18 protein-coding genes are annotated in these 16,980 nt (G+C 58.7%); 9 read left to right on the forward strand and 9 right to left on the reverse strand.

Going from position 1 to position 16,980, the window contains the following annotated elements; genetic code table 11:
* Nucleotides 1–14 precede the first annotated feature (14 nt).
* A complete protein-coding gene (locus tag BM069_RS11430) occupies nt 15–884 on the reverse strand; it encodes a branched-chain amino acid aminotransferase (protein ID WP_093323826.1) in 870 nt (289 codons plus the stop codon).
* A gap of 169 nt (nt 885–1,053) precedes the next feature.
* On the opposite strand from BM069_RS11430, the gene BM069_RS11435 reads away from it, so the two are divergent.
* The 6 genes from BM069_RS11435 (at nt 1,054) to dxs (ending at nt 6,451) form a co-directional block, all read left to right on the forward strand.
* Nucleotides 1,054–1,551 (forward strand): MarR family winged helix-turn-helix transcriptional regulator, encoded by a 498-nt coding sequence (locus tag BM069_RS11435; protein ID WP_093323827.1) that lies wholly within the window; start codon nt 1,054–1,056, stop codon nt 1,549–1,551.
* A 9-nt stretch (nt 1,552–1,560) separates the two neighbouring features.
* Nucleotides 1,561–2,262, forward strand: a complete 702-nt coding sequence (locus BM069_RS11440) for a response regulator (RefSeq protein ID WP_093323828.1) — start codon at nt 1,561–1,563, stop codon at nt 2,260–2,262.
* A 59-nt stretch (nt 2,263–2,321) separates the two neighbouring features.
* On the forward strand, nt 2,322–3,257 hold the full coding sequence (locus BM069_RS11445) for a histone deacetylase family protein (RefSeq protein ID WP_093323829.1): 936 nt from the start codon (nt 2,322–2,324) through the stop codon (nt 3,255–3,257).
* The gene (locus BM069_RS11450; RefSeq protein ID WP_093323830.1) at nt 3,254–3,496 is read left to right on the forward strand and encodes an exodeoxyribonuclease VII small subunit; all 243 of its coding nucleotides are present in this window, start codon (nt 3,254–3,256) and stop codon (nt 3,494–3,496) included. Before BM069_RS11445 ends, BM069_RS11450 begins: the two co-directional genes overlap by 4 nt.
* Before the next feature lie 141 nt (nt 3,497–3,637).
* Complete coding sequence (locus BM069_RS11455; protein ID WP_342028854.1) at nt 3,638–4,507, forward strand: polyprenyl synthetase family protein; 870 nt, start codon at nt 3,638–3,640, stop codon at nt 4,505–4,507.
* A 15-nt stretch (nt 4,508–4,522) separates the two neighbouring features.
* On the forward strand, nt 4,523–6,451 hold the full coding sequence (dxs, locus tag BM069_RS11460) for a 1-deoxy-D-xylulose-5-phosphate synthase (protein WP_093323831.1): 1,929 nt from the start codon (nt 4,523–4,525) through the stop codon (nt 6,449–6,451).
* 50 nt (nt 6,452–6,501) lie between these two features.
* Here the strand turns inward: dxs and BM069_RS11465 are convergent, their stop codons facing one another.
* Nucleotides 6,502–7,353, reverse strand: coding sequence for an SDR family oxidoreductase (locus tag BM069_RS11465; RefSeq protein WP_093324135.1), 852 nt, complete (start codon nt 7,351–7,353; stop codon nt 6,502–6,504).
* A gap of 80 nt (nt 7,354–7,433) precedes the next feature.
* Here BM069_RS11465 and BM069_RS11470 point away from each other — a divergent pair, with 80 nt between their 5' ends.
* Nucleotides 7,434–8,066 (forward strand): class I SAM-dependent DNA methyltransferase, encoded by a 633-nt coding sequence (locus BM069_RS11470; RefSeq protein WP_093323832.1) that lies wholly within the window; start codon nt 7,434–7,436, stop codon nt 8,064–8,066.
* On the opposite strand, the gene BM069_RS11475 is transcribed toward BM069_RS11470, so the two are convergent.
* The 5 genes from BM069_RS11475 to BM069_RS11495 form a co-directional block, all read right to left on the reverse strand.
* On the reverse strand, nt 8,067–8,852 hold the full coding sequence (locus tag BM069_RS11475) for a carnitinyl-CoA dehydratase (protein ID WP_093323833.1): 786 nt from the start codon (nt 8,850–8,852) through the stop codon (nt 8,067–8,069). It lies immediately after the preceding gene.
* 6 nt (nt 8,853–8,858) lie between these two features.
* A complete protein-coding gene (locus BM069_RS11480; protein ID WP_093323834.1) occupies nt 8,859–9,464 on the reverse strand; it encodes a DJ-1/PfpI family protein in 606 nt (201 codons plus the stop codon).
* Nucleotides 9,464–11,482, reverse strand: coding sequence for an acetate--CoA ligase family protein (locus BM069_RS11485; RefSeq protein WP_093323835.1), 2,019 nt, complete (start codon nt 11,480–11,482; stop codon nt 9,464–9,466). The genes BM069_RS11480 and BM069_RS11485 overlap by 1 nt, the downstream gene beginning before the upstream one ends.
* A gap of 153 nt (nt 11,483–11,635) precedes the next feature.
* Nucleotides 11,636–11,911, reverse strand: a complete 276-nt coding sequence (locus BM069_RS11490; protein ID WP_093324136.1) for an Rdx family protein — start codon at nt 11,909–11,911, stop codon at nt 11,636–11,638.
* Between the two features lie 66 nt (nt 11,912–11,977).
* A complete protein-coding gene (locus tag BM069_RS11495; RefSeq protein WP_093323836.1) occupies nt 11,978–13,141 on the reverse strand; it encodes an acyl-CoA dehydrogenase family protein in 1,164 nt (387 codons plus the stop codon).
* Nucleotides 13,142–13,195: 54 nt separating this feature from the next.
* On the opposite strand from BM069_RS11495, the gene BM069_RS11500 reads away from it, so the two are divergent.
* Entirely contained in the window at nt 13,196–14,158 is a 963-nt protein-coding gene (locus BM069_RS11500) for a GlxA family transcriptional regulator (RefSeq protein ID WP_244503604.1), read from the forward strand.
* A 3-nt stretch (nt 14,159–14,161) separates the two neighbouring features.
* Here BM069_RS11500 and BM069_RS11505 read toward each other — a convergent pair whose 3' ends face one another.
* Both BM069_RS11505 and BM069_RS11510 read right to left on the reverse strand, forming a co-directional pair.
* Complete coding sequence (locus BM069_RS11505; RefSeq protein ID WP_093323837.1) at nt 14,162–15,157, reverse strand: sterol desaturase family protein; 996 nt, start codon at nt 15,155–15,157, stop codon at nt 14,162–14,164.
* A 36-nt stretch (nt 15,158–15,193) separates the two neighbouring features.
* Complete coding sequence (locus BM069_RS11510) at nt 15,194–15,949, reverse strand: class II aldolase and adducin N-terminal domain-containing protein (protein WP_093323838.1); 756 nt, start codon at nt 15,947–15,949, stop codon at nt 15,194–15,196.
* 113 nt (nt 15,950–16,062) lie between these two features.
* Between BM069_RS11510 and BM069_RS11515 the strand changes: the two genes are divergently transcribed.
* Nucleotides 16,063–16,953, forward strand: coding sequence for a LysR substrate-binding domain-containing protein (locus BM069_RS11515; RefSeq protein WP_093323839.1), 891 nt, complete (start codon nt 16,063–16,065; stop codon nt 16,951–16,953).
* The last annotated feature ends 27 nt before the right edge of the window (nt 16,954–16,980 follow it).

Raw genomic sequence — 16,980 nt, forward strand, 5'->3', positions numbered from 1 at the left:
CATTTTCCTGACACTTATGCGCGCACCAGTTCCTCATAAGCCTCGGCAATCTCGCGCGTGATGTCGCCCACTTCGAAGGTGTAGTCACCAATCTGACCCACAGGAGTAACCTCGGCAGCCGTACCCGTCAGCCAGCACTGCTCAAATTCCGTCATTTCTTCGGGCATGATATGGCGCTCATACACGGTAATACCGCGATCCTTGAGCATGCCGATCACCGTTTGACGGGTGATGCCATTCAGGAAACTGTCGGGCAACGGCGTATGCACTTCGCCATCTTTCACAAAGAAGATGTTCGCGCCCGTCGCCTCGGCCACATAGCCGCGATAATCCATGAACAGAGCGTCAGAACAGCCTTTGGCCTCCGCCTTATGCTTGGAGATCGTGCAGATCATATAAAGACCCGCCGCCTTGGCATGAACAGGAATGGTCTCCGGGCTCGGACGTTTCCATTCAGCGATGTCGAGCTTCGCACCCTGCATCTTAGCGTCACCGTAATAGGCACCCCATTCCCACACTGCGATCGCAACTCTGACAGGATTCGCAGCCGATGCGACACCCATGTCTTCGCCCGAGCCGCGCCACACGACAACACGCACATATGCGTCCTGCAAACCCGACTTTTTCAAAGTCTCCTGCTTGGCGGCTTCCAACTCGTCCAGTGTGATCGGCATCGGCATGTCCAACGCCTCGGCACTTTTGAACAGGCGCTCGTTGTGCTCGCGGCTTTTGAAAATCTTGCCGTTATAGGCGCGCTCGCCTTCGAAGACCGAGCTTGCATAGTGCAATGCGTGGGACAGCACATGCACCTTGGCCTCGCGCCAATCAACAAACTCGCCATCCATCCAGATGACACCGTCACGATCGTCATATGCACCAGCCATGGTCGCTCCTTTCAGACGTCTAAACTTTTCATTTATTGCGCTACTTAAGGCCGCTTCGGTCATAAAGTTGCGCAAAACCTGCGATTCGCTACCAGTTTGGCCTTGGAGTGTCAACAAAGCTGACGTATTGTGACGCACCAAGAGGCATTTTGTGAATTCCGGAGGCCACATGGGCGAAGGCATCAGGAGCGACAGCCTGCTCTATCTGACAGATGAGCAACTGCGACAGGGGATCGAGGCGATGTATTTTGCCTATCGCGGCTTTACTGCTGATCCCGACCGAATCCTCGAATCAATGGCGTATGGCCGCGCCCACCACCGCGCGATCCACTTTATCAATCGTGCGCCTGGCACCACGGTCACCAACCTTCTGGCGATCCTCGGCGTCACCAAACAATCGCTGAACCGCGTGTTGCGCACTCTGATCGAGGACGGGCTGGTCGAAAGCCGTGTCGGCACCTCCGATCGACGCGAGCGCAATCTTTATCTCACCGAAGAGGGCATCTCTTTGGAAAACCGGCTGTCTGACGCCCAGCGCGCCCGCATGCGCGCCGCGTTCCGCGATGCAGGGCCTGACGCGGTATCAGGATTCCGTCAGGTGCTTGAGTCGATGATGGACGGCGAGCTGCGCCGGCAATACAAATCACTGCGTGAAAATGGCCAGTAGGGGCACAAAATGACTGACATTGATCCGCACCTTCTGATCGTTGACGACGACGAACGCATCCGCAGCCTGCTGCGAAAGTTCCTCATGCGGAACGGCTTTCTTGTGACCGCCGCCCGCGACGCAGCACATGCGCGGCGTATCTTGTCCGGTCTCGACTTCGACCTGATCGTGCTTGATGTGATGATGCCGGGTGAAGATGGCACGTCGCTGACCCGCCATATCCGCGAAACCAGCGACACGCCTGTCATGTTGCTGACCGCGAAAGGCGAAACCGAAGACCGCATTAAAGGGCTTGAGGCTGGCGCTGATGATTATCTTGCCAAGCCGTTTGAACCCAAAGAGCTGCTGCTGCGCATCAACGCGATCCTGCGCCGCATGCCCGAACCGGAGGGCGATCAGTCTGTGCCAAAGGTCCTGCACCTTGGCTCTATCCGTTATGACATCGACCGCGGCGAGATGTGGCAGGGCGACGAACCTCTGCGCCTTACCGCCACCGAAAGCCAGCTCATGCGCATCTTCTCCAAAACACCTGGAGAAGCGGTGACACGTACCAAACTGGTCGAAGAGCTGGGCCGCGACAAAGGTCAGGCACAGGAACGCGCAGTAGACGTGCAGATCACCCGCCTGCGCCGCAAGATCGAAGAAGACCCGAAACAGCCCCGCTATCTGCAAACCGTGCGCGGCGCGGGTTATATGCTGGCGCCGGACTAATCGGTTGGTGATGGCGTCGCCGACAGCGAGAGTATTTTGGCAAGATTGAGAGGCGGACCATGACCACAGCCCTGTTCACCCACGACAGTTCGCTCAAACATCAGACACCACCCGGTCATCCGGAGCAAATTGCGCGGATCGAGCACATTAATGCAGCGCTTAACGCTCCGCAATTCGCCGCGCTGGATCGTCGTGATGCGCCGGACTGTGAAGACGCGGATATTCTGCTGTGTCATCCGCAAAGCCATTTAACCGCCATTGCGCAAGCAGAACCAACCTCCGGAACCGTTGCATTGGACGGGGACACGCATATGTCTTCCGGCTCAACCATGGCCGCCCGCCACGCGGTTGGCGGTTGTGTTGCCGCCGTGGACGCGGTGATCGCAGATGACGCCGGCAATGCCTTTGTCGCGTGCCGCCCCCCTGGCCACCATGCGGAACAAAGCACACCAATGGGGTTTTGCCTTTTTGGCAACGCCGCCATAGCAGCAAAACACGCGCTGGACCGCCACGGATTGTCCCGTGTTGCCGTGGTTGATTTTGATGTCCATCACGGCAACGGCACACAGGCGCTTTTGTGGGACGAGCCGCGCACGCTTTTCATCACTTCCCACCAAAATCCCCTCTGGCCCGGCACCGGTATGCCCGGCGAAACGGGTGCTGCCAACAATGTGCAAAACTGGCCCCTTCCACCCCATTCTGACGGGCGACTGATGCGGGCGACCTATCAAGCCGAGGTTTTTCCGGCTTTGCGCGCCTTTAAACCCGAATTGCTTATCCTTTCTGCCGGCTTTGACGCACACACAGACGACCCGTTGGCACAGCTGAACTGGAACACGGAGGATTTCGCGTGGATCACCCGAGAACTCTGCACAATAGCGGATGAATTTTGCGCTGGGCGGGTGGTCTCGACTTTGGAAGGCGGATATGATCTGAACGCTTTGGCGGCGTCGGTCGCCGCCCATGTTCAGGTTTTGATGGAGTTTGCCGCATGAGTGACATGCCAATCGACGAAATGAGCTTTGAAGCCGCGATGCGCGAGCTTGAGCAGGTTGTCGGCCAGCTGGAACGTGGCGATGTCGAGCTTGAGAAGTCGATCGCGCTTTATGAACGGGGCGCACAGCTCAAGAAGCGTTGCGAAGACAAGCTCAAGGAAGCCGAAGAAAAGGTCGCGGCGATCACGCTTGATGGCGACGGCAGCCCAAAGGGTCTGACCCCCGTCGAAGGCATGTAAATCAAAACCGCCGCCGTGTCGCACCACCCAAGTGCAAGGACCGGTTGCGGGCGAAACGAAGCACCCGCTCGAGGGGGCGGTCGGGCGCTGCACGGCATCACCGTGAAAAGGTCCCCCGCAAGTCACACACAGGATCCTTCGGTGTTCCCAACCCGCCTCAAAGAAACCGCCAATCTTATCGAAACACATCTGCATTCTGTGATGGCCCCTTTGGGGGATCTGCCGGTGATCGACGCCATGCGCTATGCCGCTTCAGGCGGCAAACGTCTGCGCGCCTTTCTGGTTCTGGAAAGCGCGCGTCTGCATGGTGTGTCACAAGACTACGCCATCTGGCCTGCCGGTGCGATCGAGATGATCCACGCCTATTCGCTGGTGCATGACGATCTTCCCTGTATGGACGACGACGATCTGCGCCGTGGCCTGCCAACTGTGCATGTAAAGTGGGATGAAACCACGGCGGTTCTGGCAGGTGATGCGCTGCAAACTTTGGGCTTTGAAAGCGTTTCCCGCCCCGAATGCCACCCGGATCCCCTTGTGCGTGCGGATCTGACGGCAACCCTTGCGAGCGCCGCCGGCGCACAGGGTATGGTGTTGGGTCAGGCGCTTGATATTGCGGCCGAATCCGCGCCTTTGCCGCTGACCTTGGATGAAATCACCCACCTGCAAGCCGGCAAAACCGGTGCCCTGATTGCGTGGTCCGCAACTGCGGGCGCGATCATGGCCCATGCCGACACCACGCCCTTGCTGCGGTACGCCACCGATCTTGGCCTCGCGTTCCAGATTGCTGACGACATTCTTGATGTCGAAGGGGATGCCGCAACTGTTGGCAAGGCGGTGGGCAAGGACGCCGACGCCGGCAAGGCCACTTTTGTCTCGCTTCTTGGTCTGGACGGCGCCAAAGCCCGCGCCCGCGACCTTGTGGCGGATGCCTGCGACGCACTTTCGCCTTATGGTGACGATGCTGATACCTTGCGGGAAGCCGCCCGTTTCGTTATCTCGCGGGACAGCTAGCGAAAGGCACGTGCGATGTCCGCCAGACCCGAGACCCCTCTGCTTGATCAGGTTACTTCTCCGGAAGACCTGAAGCAATTCTCCGACGCACAGCTGACGCAGCTGGCCCATGAGTTGCGCGCGGAGACCATTTCTGCCGTTTCCGAAACCGGCGGCCACCTTGGCGCTGGGCTTGGTGTTGTGGAACTGACGGTTGCCCTGCACGCGATCTTTGACACGCCGCGTGACAAGGTCATCTGGGACGTGGGTCATCAATGCTATCCGCACAAGATTCTCACCGGCCGACGGGACCGAATCCGCACCCTGCGCATGGAAGGCGGCCTGTCTGGTTTCACCAAACGCTCCGAGTCGGTTTATGACCCCTTCGGCGCCGCACATAGTTCCACCTCGATCTCGGCCGCGCTGGGGTTTGCCACGGCGCGCGACCTTGGCGGTCAATGCGAAGGCGGTCTGGGCGACGCGATTGCCGTGATTGGCGACGGGTCGATCACCGCGGGCATGGCCTATGAGGCTATGAACAACGCGGGCCATCTTAAGAAGCGCCTGTTTGTGGTTCTAAATGACAACGACATGTCGATTGCCCCGCCAGTCGGCGCGATGTCGGAGTATCTGTCCCGCCTTTACGCAGGTGAGCCGTTTCAGGAATTCAAAGCCGCCGCCAAAGGCGCGGTGTCCCTGCTGCCGGAACCCTTCCGCGAAGGGGCCAAGCGTGCCAAGGAAATGATCAAGGGCATGGCTGTCGGCGGTACTCTGTTTGAAGAGCTGGGCTTTAGCTACGTCGGACCGATCGACGGGCACGACATGGAGCAACTGTTGCCGATCCTGCGCACCCTGCGACAGCGCGCGACCGGTCCGGTGATGCTGCATATCATCACCAAAAAGGGCAAAGGCTATGCTCCGGCGGAAGGCGCTCCGGACAAAGGCCACGCCACCGCCAAGTTCGACGTCATCACGGGCAAGCAACAGAAAGCGCCCTCCAACGCGCCGTCATACACGTCCGTTTTTGGTAAGGCGCTCACCGACCTGGCTGCGGATGATCCGCGCATTTGCGCCGTGACTGCGGCAATGCCCGACGGCACGGGCCTGAACCTTTTTGCGGAACGCTACCCCAGCCGTTGCTTTGATGTGGCGATTGCCGAACAACATGGTGTGACCTTCGCTGCTGCACTGGCTGCCGGCGGAATGAAGCCGTTCTGCGCGATGTATTCCACCTTTTTGCAGCGCGGGTATGATCAGGTTGTGCATGACGTCGCCATTCAGCGCCTGCCGGTGCGCTTTGCGATTGACCGTGCGGGACTGGTGGGGGCCGATGGCGCCACCCACGCAGGCAGCTTTGATATTGCCTATATGGCCAACCTGCCGGGCATGGTGGTGATGGCCGCCGCGGACGAGGCCGAACTAAAGCACATGGTGGCAACCGCAGCTGCCCATGACGACGGCCCGATCGCCTTCCGTTACCCACGTGGCGAGGGTGTTGGGGTGGAACTGCCGGAAAAAGGCGAGATCCTTGAAATCGGCAAAGGCCGCATGATTGCAGAGGGCAAGCGCGTGGCGCTGCTGTCCTTTGGCACCCGCCTCGAAGAGGTTCGCAAAGCCGCCGAAACACTTGCAGCCAAGGGTATCACACCCACCATCGCTGACGCCCGCTTTGCAAAACCGCTGGACGAGGCGTTGATCCTCGATCTTGCGGCCAACCACGAAGCCCTGATCACCATCGAAGAAGGGGCGATCGGTGGCTTCGGCTCACATGTGGCGCAATTGCTGGCGGAAAATGCTGTCTTTGATCGCGGCTTGAAATACCGCTCTATGGTGCTTCCGGACACCTTCATCGATCAGGCGTCACCCAAAGCCATGTACGATGTGGCGGCCATGAATGCCGAGCAGATCGAAACCAAGGTTCTGGACACGCTGGGCATCACTCAGATCGGCGAAAAGTCTGCCTAAAGACGCGCGGCGTCACCGCACTTTCGGGTATGTTGAGCCAGAAAGAAGGCCTAGGTCTGCTCTGCGTCCAACATGGCTTTCAACGCGTCGCGGTAGTTCGGGTACGTCAGATCCACGCCGAGCTCTTTCTTGATGCGGTCGTTGCGGACACGCTTGCTGTCGGAATAGAAACTGCGCGCCATCGGGCTCATGTCCGCCTCCTCAAACGCCACCTCCGGTGGGGGGTCCATGCCCAACAACTCAGCGGCATAGCTCAGAATGTCCTGCGGCGGTGCAGGGCTGTCGTCGCAGACGTTATAGACCCGTCCGGCATCCGGTGCGACCATCGACGCCTCTAGAACCTGTGCGATGTCTGCCACATGGGCGCGGGAAAATACCTGATTTTTCTTGATGATCCGCCGTGCCGTGCCCTTGCGCAATTTGGCAAAGGGACCACGGCCTGGGCCATAGATGCCAGCCAGACGGAAAATATGAAGCGGGAGCCCCTCAACGGCCTGCCATTCAGCCTCGGCTTTGACCCGCATCTTGCCGCGCAGCCCACCCGGATCAAGCGGCGTTTCTTCATCGACCCAACCACCATCCATATCGCCGTAAACGCCCGTAGTGGACAGGTAGCCGACCCATTCCAACCCCTTGGCAGACGCCAAAGCGTCACGTCCCATCCGCAACACCGGATCGCCATCCGCGTCTGGACGGATCGAACTTAGAACATGACTCACGCCTTCGAGTGCGGTCTCAAAATCAAGTGGCCAGAGCATCGGAGTCACGCCCGCAGCCCGCAACTCATCAAATTGCGTTTCATCGCGCAGCGTCCCGATCACGGTCCATCCTTGCGGCACCAACCGTCGCGCCAAAGCGCGCGCAGTATAGCCATGTCCTAGTGAAAGCAGTGTCTTTGTCATGATCGCACCCTGCCGCCCAGCGGCGCTGGCTGCAAGGCCGCGCACTTGATTTTTCAACATTCCCGCCGTTCCCTCAGGTCATGCGCCCAGAAAATGACCCCTCCCTTGACGCCGCCTATGCCCTGAAAACCCCTCAGGACAGCAAACGCCTTTATGCGGAGTGGGCCGACACCTACGACCGTGAATTTGCGGCGTCCTCTGATTACATCCTACATCATCACGTAGCCCACCGATTTGCCGGCGCTGGTGGCATTGGGCCCGTTCTGGATGTAGGGGCTGGAACCGGCCTTCTGGCCGAAGCGCTGGCCCCCCTGATTTCAGCCGAGATCGACGGCACAGACATCTCGCCAGAGATGTTGCAGCGGGCCCGCGTCAAAGGGCTGTATCGGCACCTGTTCACCGGCGATCTCACCCGCACGCTTCCGGTTCAAAACGGCACCTATGCCGGCATCACAAGTTCGGGCACATTCACCAACGGACATGTCGGCCCCGACGCATTTGACGAACTCCTGCGCATCACCGCGCCAGACGGGCTGATTGTCTTGTCGATCAACGCACAACATTTTTCGGACGCCGGTTTTGCCAAAAAAATAGACTCTATTCAGGCCCAAATAACTGATTTGAGCCTGCAAGAGGTTTTAATTTACGGCACTGCCGCGACGGGCGATCACAAGGACGATACCGCTCTGATCGCGTGTTTTCGCAAAGCCTAGTTACTTGCCCTTCCAAACCGGATCGCGTTTTTCAGAAAAGGCTTTTGCGCCTTCCAACTGATCCTCGCTGTCATAAAGCACGTCCACGCTCCGCAGTTGGCGCTTGGTGATCCGGTTCATCGCATCCTGAAACTTGGCATCCTCCGCATCGCGCACGATCTCCTTGATCGCCGCATAAACCAGAGGCGGCCCCGAAGCGAGCAACTCCGCCTGCTCCCAAGCCCGCGCCATCAGCTTGTCCGCCGGTACGATCTCATTGACCAATCCCCAGCGATGCGCCTCCTCGGCATCAAACCAGCGCCCCGTCAGCAACAACTCCATCGCGATGTGATAGGGAATCCGCTTGGGCAACTTGACGCTTGCAGCGTCCGCCACCGTTCCGGAACGGATTTCCGGCAACGCAAAGCTGGCATGATCCGCCGCAAGGATCATATCCGCCGACAGGGCCAGCTCGAGGCCACCGCCACAAGCGATCCCGTTCACTGCCGCGATCACAGGCTTGTTCATGTCGCGCAGTTCCTGCAATCCGCCGAACCCACCAACGCCGTAGTCGCCATCAACCTCATCGCCATCCGCAGCCGCTTTGAGATCCCAGCCGGGGCAGAAAAACTTCTCGCCCCCACCCGTCAGGATCGCAACGCGCAACTCCGGATCGTCGCGAAAGTCCCGAAACACCTCGCCCATGACGCGGCTGGTAATCAAATCAATCGCATTGGCCTTGGGGCGATCCAATGTCACTTCCAAAATGGCGCCCTTGCGCCGCGTTTTCACTGGGCTTTCGCTCATGTCGTGTCACTCCTCAACCGCGAACGGATCATTGTCCGCGTCTCTGTTTGCTTCATATTCAGCCCAGAAAGCGGCCTTTTCGGCCGCCGCCTCTCCCAACAGGTCCGCAATGACCTGAAGGCTCATATCTGTGCCTGCCGACACGCCGGAGCTGGTGTAAAATTTGCCATCCTTGACCCAGCGCGCCTTGGGTTTCCAATCCACTGTATCGGTGCGGCTGATCTCGCGCACCCAGTCAAATGCCAGCTTGTTTGTGGTCGCCGCGCGCCCCTCAAGCAGACCCGCCCGCGCCAACAGTGCCGAACCCGTGCAGACGCTGGTCACGACCTCCGCCTTGGCGCTGGCCTGTTGCAACCAATCCAGCATGGCGGCGTTTTCGACCTCTTCCCGTGTGCCCTTGCCACCGGGAACCAGCAGCACGTCATAAGTGTCGCCCTCATCAAACCGCGCATCCGGCACCACAGCAGGGCCGCCCGAAGATGCCACCGCATGGCCGGTTTCACCGACCGCCACAATTTTGAAGTGCTCCCGATGCATCGCAAACATTTCAAGCGGCCCGAAATAGTCGAGCATCTCGAAACCCTCAAAAATCACCGCGCCAATGGTCTGCATCACAAGGCCTTTCTAATCAGAGCATCCGCTGCAACCGCCCGTGTGGGCGTGCAGATTAACGGATTGATCTCAGCCTCCTCCAGGCTGTCGAGGTTGGCAAGCACATAGGCCTGCAAAGCGTCAACCGCATCCAGAACTGCGTCCAGATTGACCGGCTCAGACCCGCGATACCCAAACAGAAGTTTTGACGTTTTTAGCTTTGTTAGAGACTGTTTTATCGATGAACGACTTGCGGGAACCAAGAGCGAGATGCTGTCTGACAACACCTCTGTCAGAACTCCGCCAGCAGCCAGCGTAAGGACAAACCCATGCGCCGGATCACGGGTCACACCAACCAAAAGCTCCGCAACACCCCCATCGATCATTTCCTCCACAAGAAAGTCTTCTGTTGGCATCCCGTCTGCAGCAGCATCCAATTGCGCATGCGTCAGCCCAAGTTTCACCGCACCTGCTTCGGTTTTGTGTGCCAAACCGCACCCCTTTAAGACCAAAGGCGCCGGCAAGCTTACGGCGGCTTCAGCCAGGCCATATTTGCCCTTGTTAGAGACTGTTTTTGGCACATCTAACCCGTGCTTTCGCAAGGCTGCCTTTGCTGTGGCTTCATCCAAAACCACGGCGCCTTCAGCACGTCCAGGCAAGGCCAGAGCCTGTGTCTCAGGCGCGTGTATCCATACCGTTGCAGCGGCGGCCTCTAGCGCATCACGCATGCCATACATCGGGATCACGCCCCCCGCAGCCAGCTCCGCCGCCGTGTCGGCAGGCATCAATTCCGGCAGGCTGGCGACAACCGCCATTGGCCGTCCAGTTGCCACCTTGGCTTTGATCGCCGCAGCGGTGGCACAATCCCAGTCCTGCCGGCTCTTGGGCGGATAGTCCACAACCGAAAACGTCAGGCCGATGTGCTCTGCCATCATCGCGCCCCAAGCCTGAGCCATCGCGTCTTCATCGCGCCAAATGTAGGTGTGGTAGTCCAGCGGATTGGCCAGAGCGACCATTGGCCCCAATACCTCACCCAAGGTCTGTTTCTGGCTTTCGGTCAATGCCGGAAAGGTCAGTCCGGTTCCCAGCGCTGTGTCCGCCATCAAACTCGCCTCGCCTCCCGAACAACTGATCGACGCAATCGTCGGCATCTCAAGCGGGCCGTTCATATGCAACAGCTTCAGAGCCTCAAGAAACACCGCCAAATCCCGCACGCGTGCAAACCCAAACCGCGAGATCAAAGCCTCAGCCCCTGCATCACTGCCAGCCAGTGACGCTGTGTGGCTCACCGTTGCCGCCTGCGCCTCTTCGCTTGCGCCCACTTTCAACACCACCACCGGCACGCCTTTGGCATAGGCCTTCTTCGCAAAATCCTCCCAATCCCGCAGGTCGGTGAACCCCTCGATATGCAGTCCAATGGCCGTGACCCTTGAGTCATCTAAAAAGGCACTGGCAATTTTGGCCTGACTGAGCTGCGCCATATTTCCACAGGTCGCCACATAGGAAATCGGTACACCGCGTTGCTGATTGGTCAGGTTGATCGCAATGTTCGAACTTTGCGTCAGGATCGCGACGCCTTTGTCCACGCGCACACAGCCGTGTTGATCCGGCCACAACACTGCTCCATCCACAGCATTGATCACCCCATAACAATTGGGGCCCAAAATCGGCATCGCGCCCGCTGCGGCAACCAGCTGCGCCTGCAAATCACCTCCCGAAGCATCCTCCGCAAGCGCCTCTGAGAAACCCGAAGCGAAACACACGGCTCCGCCTGCGCCCATAGTTGACAAAGCCTGCACCGCCTCGATCGTGGCATGCCTGTTGATCCCGACAAAGGCCGCATCCGGCGCATGTGGCAAATCCTCGAGAGCCGCAAAAGCTGCCCGCCCTGCGACCTCGGCCGCCTTGGGATGCACAGGCCAGATCTCACCCTCAAACCCGAGCTTCTCCAGCTGTCGCACAACCTCGACGCACCACGCCCCACCGCCGATCACCGCAACGCTTTTGGGCTGGATTAGTCTCGAAATATTACGCGCCATTGTGCTGTGCCTCCCAAAGAAGTTCGCCCTCGGCACGGACAAATTTCGCATGAAAAAACATAGGCCCGAGGCGAATGCGTCGACCTTGCCCATCACTTCCTATTGCCGGAAATACCTCGGGGGTGCGGGGGCTGGCCCCCGCCCATGAGCGGTCTAGCGGTCCAGATGTCCTAAATCGCGTTCTGGTGCGATCACATCCCGCAATCTTTTCTTGATCTCTTTTGCTTCCGGAAACCCGCCATCGCGCTTGCGGTCCCAAATGGTGTCGCCATCCACCACAATGCGATAGGTCCCCGGAACATCGGCCGGCGCAATGGTCACGCCTGACAAGTCGCTGCCCAAGGTTTGCAACAGCTCTTGCGCCATCCATCCCGCACGCAGCAGCCAGTTGCATCCGACGCAATAGTAGATTGTCACAGCCGGCTTCATGGCGACTCCCCCACGGTTCACATCCGCAGTTGTGCCGCCCATTTGCGCGGGACGCAACGTCCGCCATTACGCACCAAGCGCCCGTAGCATTTCGCGGCTGATGATGTGACGCTGGATTTCGCTGGTGCCTTCCCAGATGCGCTCAACCCGCGCATCACGCCAAATCCGTTCCAGTGGCAGCTCGTTCATCAACCCCATGCCGCCATGAATCTGGATCGCCTCATCCGCGACAAAGGCCAGCATTTCGGTCGCCTTCAGCTTGGCCATGGACATGTCCGATTCCGTCACCGTGCCCTGATCAAACTTCCAACCCGCTTCCCAAGTCAGCAGGTTCGCTGCCTTCAATTCCAACGCCATGTCCGCCAACTTAAAGCTCACGCCCTGAAACTTGCCGATTTGCTGACCAAACTGTTTGCGCTCTGCTGCATAAGAAATCGAGTGCTCCAACGCGCGCTCGGCGCGCCCTAGACACGTTGCGGCAACCTGAAGGCGTGTGGCGCCCAGCCACTCGTTGGCCACTTGAAATCCCTTGTCAACTTCTCCCAAAACCGCCTCATCCGGCAGCCGGCAATCGTCAAACTCCAGCACTGCGTTGGTATATCCCCGATGGCTTACGTTGCCGTAGCCCTCGCGCACTTCAAATCCTGGCGTGCCTTTATCGACGAAAAACGCGGTGATCTTCTTCTTTGGTCCACGCGGCGTGTCTTCAACTCCGGTCGCCATGAAACAAATCGCGAAATCCGCGATGTCGGCATGGCTGATGAAATGTTTGGTGCCATTCAGAACCCAATCGCCGCCATCGCGTTTTGCTGTGGCCTTCATCCCACGTAAATCGGATCCTGCGTCCGGCTCGGTCATCGCGAGACAGTCCCACTTCTCGCCCTTCATGCAAGGCACCAGATACTTTTCCCGTTGCTCTGCCGTGCCCGCCATCAGGATGTTGGACGGCCGCGCCACGCCTGTCCAATGCAGCGCATAGTTCGCACGCCCCAACTCTTTTTCGTACATCAGCCATGTCAGCGTATCGAGACCCGCGCCGCCGACTTCCTCCGGCATGTTCGCCGCATAAAGCCCGGCTTCCATCGCCTTTTTCTGCACGTCGCGGATCACGTCCATATCAAGATGCCCGGTCCGCTCGATTTCCGCCTCGTGCGGATAAAGCTCGTTCTCCACGAAAGCCCGCGTGGTTTCCACGATCATGGCCTGTTCTTCGGTCATCCCAAACTGCATAGCGCGCTCCAAATTCTTTACCGCCCCAGTTCAATCCACTTGACCGGCCAGATCATGCGCAATTATCCCTGTATCATGCAGTTTTGGCAAAAAACCTCCGCCGCGCCGCAGCGCATTGGTGTTCTTCTATTCGAGGGCTTCTCCAACCATTGCCTTGCCAACACGGTGGAACCCATGCGCGCGGCCAATATGCTGTCGGGCAAGGCACTTTATGACTGGACGTTTCTATCGCTCGATGCGCAACCAGTCCAAAGTTCGTCCGGTCTTCCGGTGGCCCCGCATGATCGCCTTGATGCGGCCCGTGGCGACATGTTGGTGGTGATGCCGTCTTACGGTTTTCGCCACCACGCCGGATGGAAAACCCAAGCAGCGCTCAGATCCGCCGCCACGCGGTTTCCCAAGCTTTGCGCCATGGACACCGGAAGCTGGCTTTTGGCGCATTCTGGGCTTTTGGATGGGCATCGGGCCACGATCCACTGGGAGGAACTCACCAACTTCGCCGAACGTTTTCCAGAGGTTGAGGCAATCCGTGAACGTTTTGTCATCGACGACAATCGCCTGACCTGCTCCGGCGCCATGGCCGCCTTTGACCTGATCCTGCACCTGATCGGGCAAACCCATGGTCAGGCCCTCGCGCTTGAGGTCGCGCAGCTCTTTATGACCCGTGACAGCGCCCGCAGCCACGCTGGCGGCGCCACCCCTGCTGGCCGCATTGTGAACCGTGCGCTGGCGGTGATGCAGGAACACCTAGAGAATCCACTGCCCATCCCAGACATCGCCCGCCGCACAGGTGTTACGCAGAAAACGTTGGAGGCACGAATGAAAGCCGAATTGGGCGCGACACCCACAACGGTTTATCGCCGTCAGCGCCTGTCACTGGCACGCAAGCTTGTGGTCGACACGGATCTGTCAGTCGCAGAAATCGCCCTACGAACAGGGTATGGAAACCCTGCGGCCATGACCCGAGCATTCAAAGCCGATTTTGGGACCACTCCAAGTCAGATTCGGCAGAGTTAGTCTCTATTTCGTATACATCTGTTTCTTGTGTGCCCGTGTGCGCTCGGTACCTTCGGCTGATCCGTCGTGAAACGTGCCGAACCACTTATCAAACGGGATTTCCGAGGTGCCATAGTTACATTCGAAATACCTGTGATGCAGTTGGTGAAAGAAATCCCCCGATTTGGCCACTTCCGCATCTTTGGCGATCAGTTTCTCAAATCCACAGTGTGAAAACACCGGACTGAGTTGCTGGAAATAGACGTGAAACATCAAATGCAGGGTGCCTGAGGGCACCACCAGATGCACAAAGTAAGTCGTGAAATAGAACATATTTTCGTACCAGTGGTTCGAAATTCCCGACCACGGCCCGACATTCACATTGCGATGATGCACAGCATGCACGTGTTTATAAAGTTTCGGGTGATGCTCCAACCGATGCACCCAGTAAAAGTGCAACCCCGACCACATCGGGATCAACGCCAGCCACGCGACAAAGAACACCGGCGTCTCGGCAAAAGTGATCACCGGCACCCAGCCGTTCGCCATCACCCAGAAAATCAAGCACTGGTATACCGTCGCCACGGTCATCGCGCTGCCAAGTGTCCACCAGATATTGTCGAGCACCTGATTGTTGAAGGTGAAGGTGCCGTTCTTACGTGTCAGGTCGCGCTTGTCGAACTTCTTGCGCATGCCCTGACCCTTGCGCATGTAAAGCCACCAATGCAGCCCGCCTGCCACCATCGCCTGTGGCACTATGTTCATCAGCCAGACCGTTCCGATCCAGCGCCAGTGAAACACCTGCATCTGCTCCAGCGGCGGCAGCACAAAAGCCCAGACCAGCACCGCGACTAGAAACGGAATCGTCAGCGCCGTCAGCATCATCCACGCCCCGCGATACCAGCGCAGCACCGCCAGCGGCCTTGGCGGCCATGCAAAAAGTGGATTTAAAGCAATCGGGTGCGACGGGCGATAGTTCCAGCGCTCCGCCTCGGCATCATTGGCAAAATCATGTGGCATGGTGCAATCCTCCCAAGGTGCGCGTGGGGCGACCGGTTATGTCGCGTAATTTGACCCTTCGTCGTCCAGAATGGCCTTAAGTTCCGCCAGATGCCGCGCGTCCTGATCTGGATACTCCTCCAACTCCCGCGCGGTTTTTTCGGCAATGTCATCGGGCAAAACGCGCAACGGCTGTCCGGTCTGCAACGCGCGGATATAGGTCTCTGCCGCCCGCTCGAAGTAGTAGAGCCGGTTAAATGTGTCCGCGACGCTGCTGCCAATGACAAGCACACCATGGTTGCCCATGATCATCACCTTCTTCTTCGGATCGGCCAGCAACGCCGCACAGCGCTCTCCCTCATCTTCAAAGGCCAACCCGCCATAGCCCTCGTCGATCACATAGCGGTTATAAAACGTCGCACAGTTCTGATCGATCGGCGGCAGGTTGCTGTCCGCCAACGAAGCCAGAACCGTGGCGAAAATCGAATGCACATGCATCACACAACGCGCATGCGGGCAATGACGGTGAATACCGCCATGCAACCCCCAGGCCGTGGGATCAGGCGCATCCGGTCCCTTGAGGGTTTCCGGATCGTTGGCATCCAGCAACAACAGCTCGCTCGCCCGAACCCGCGAAAAATGCACTTGATTGGCGTTCATCAGGAACTGCGTGCCGTCGTCATTCACTGCAAGGCTGAAATGGTTCGCCACGCCCTCGTGCATGTTCAACCGCTCGGTCCAGCGAAACGCCGCCGCCATATCAACGCGTTCCTGCCAATGCTCCATATTGGGCCGCAAGTTGGTGACGCTCATCTGATCTGTCCTTTGTATTTGTGCTTGACCAAAAACCTGCCCAAGCGCCGCTGCCTTTACCAACGAAAAAAACGGGGGTAATCCATTAGTCAAACTACTGGATAGATAATGTGATGTCTCAAGATCTGCCCCCCCTGAACTGGCTGCGCGCGTTCGAGGCCGCCGCGCGCAGCCTGTCGTTCACCGGTGCAGCACAGGAACTCAACATCACCCAAAGCGCGGTCAGCCAACAAATCAAAGCCCTCGAAGGCCACCTCGGCCAGCCGCTTTTCCATCGTCGTCCCCGAACGCTGGAACTCACCAGAACCGGCCTGCTCTACTTGCCGGTGGTACGCGACGCCTTCCGTACCCTGCGTCGTGGAACCCGTACCGTTCTGGGTCCTCAAAGGCAGGTGCTTCAAATTCAGTGCAACATCACCTTCGCCATCCACTGGCTCGCCCCGCGCATGGCTGGGTTCCATGCGGCCCACCCCGACATTCAACTCAACCTGCGCACGGAACTATGGGAACCACGGGACATGGCGGAAGGTGTGGATCTGGAAATCCGCTATTCCCTGCGCCCCGCGGAACATTTGCGGGCCGAACTTCTGCGTCGGGATCACTACTACCCCGTCACCGCACCGAATTATGACGTGTCTCTCGCCACCTTGCACACACATCCTCTTTGGGATTGCGCCAATTTGATGTGCAACTGGTCCAGTTGGGCAGAAGATCAGGCACTGGATTGGCCGGATCCCTTCGTGACCTACGCAACCACATATTCCGTCACAATGGCTGCCGCAGCAGCCAGTGCCTGCGTGGCGCTTGCCCATGACACCATTGCCGCCAACCTCCTGCGCAACGGAACTCTCGTGGCGCCCTTTGACCATCGCGTTCCGATGGAAGAAGCCTACTATCTCTTATCCGCGCCCCAAGCCGAAGACATGCCCGCCGCCCAAGCCTTTGCCACATGGCTGCGCTCCGAACTGGCACAAGAAAGACGCTCGTCCCTTTCGGGATCCTGACCGCCGCCTGCAAGCGTTGGGTGACGT

Source organism: Shimia haliotis (genome assembly GCF_900114415.1).
In the GTDB taxonomy this organism is placed as follows: Bacteria; Pseudomonadota; Alphaproteobacteria; order Rhodobacterales; family Rhodobacteraceae; genus Shimia; species Shimia haliotis.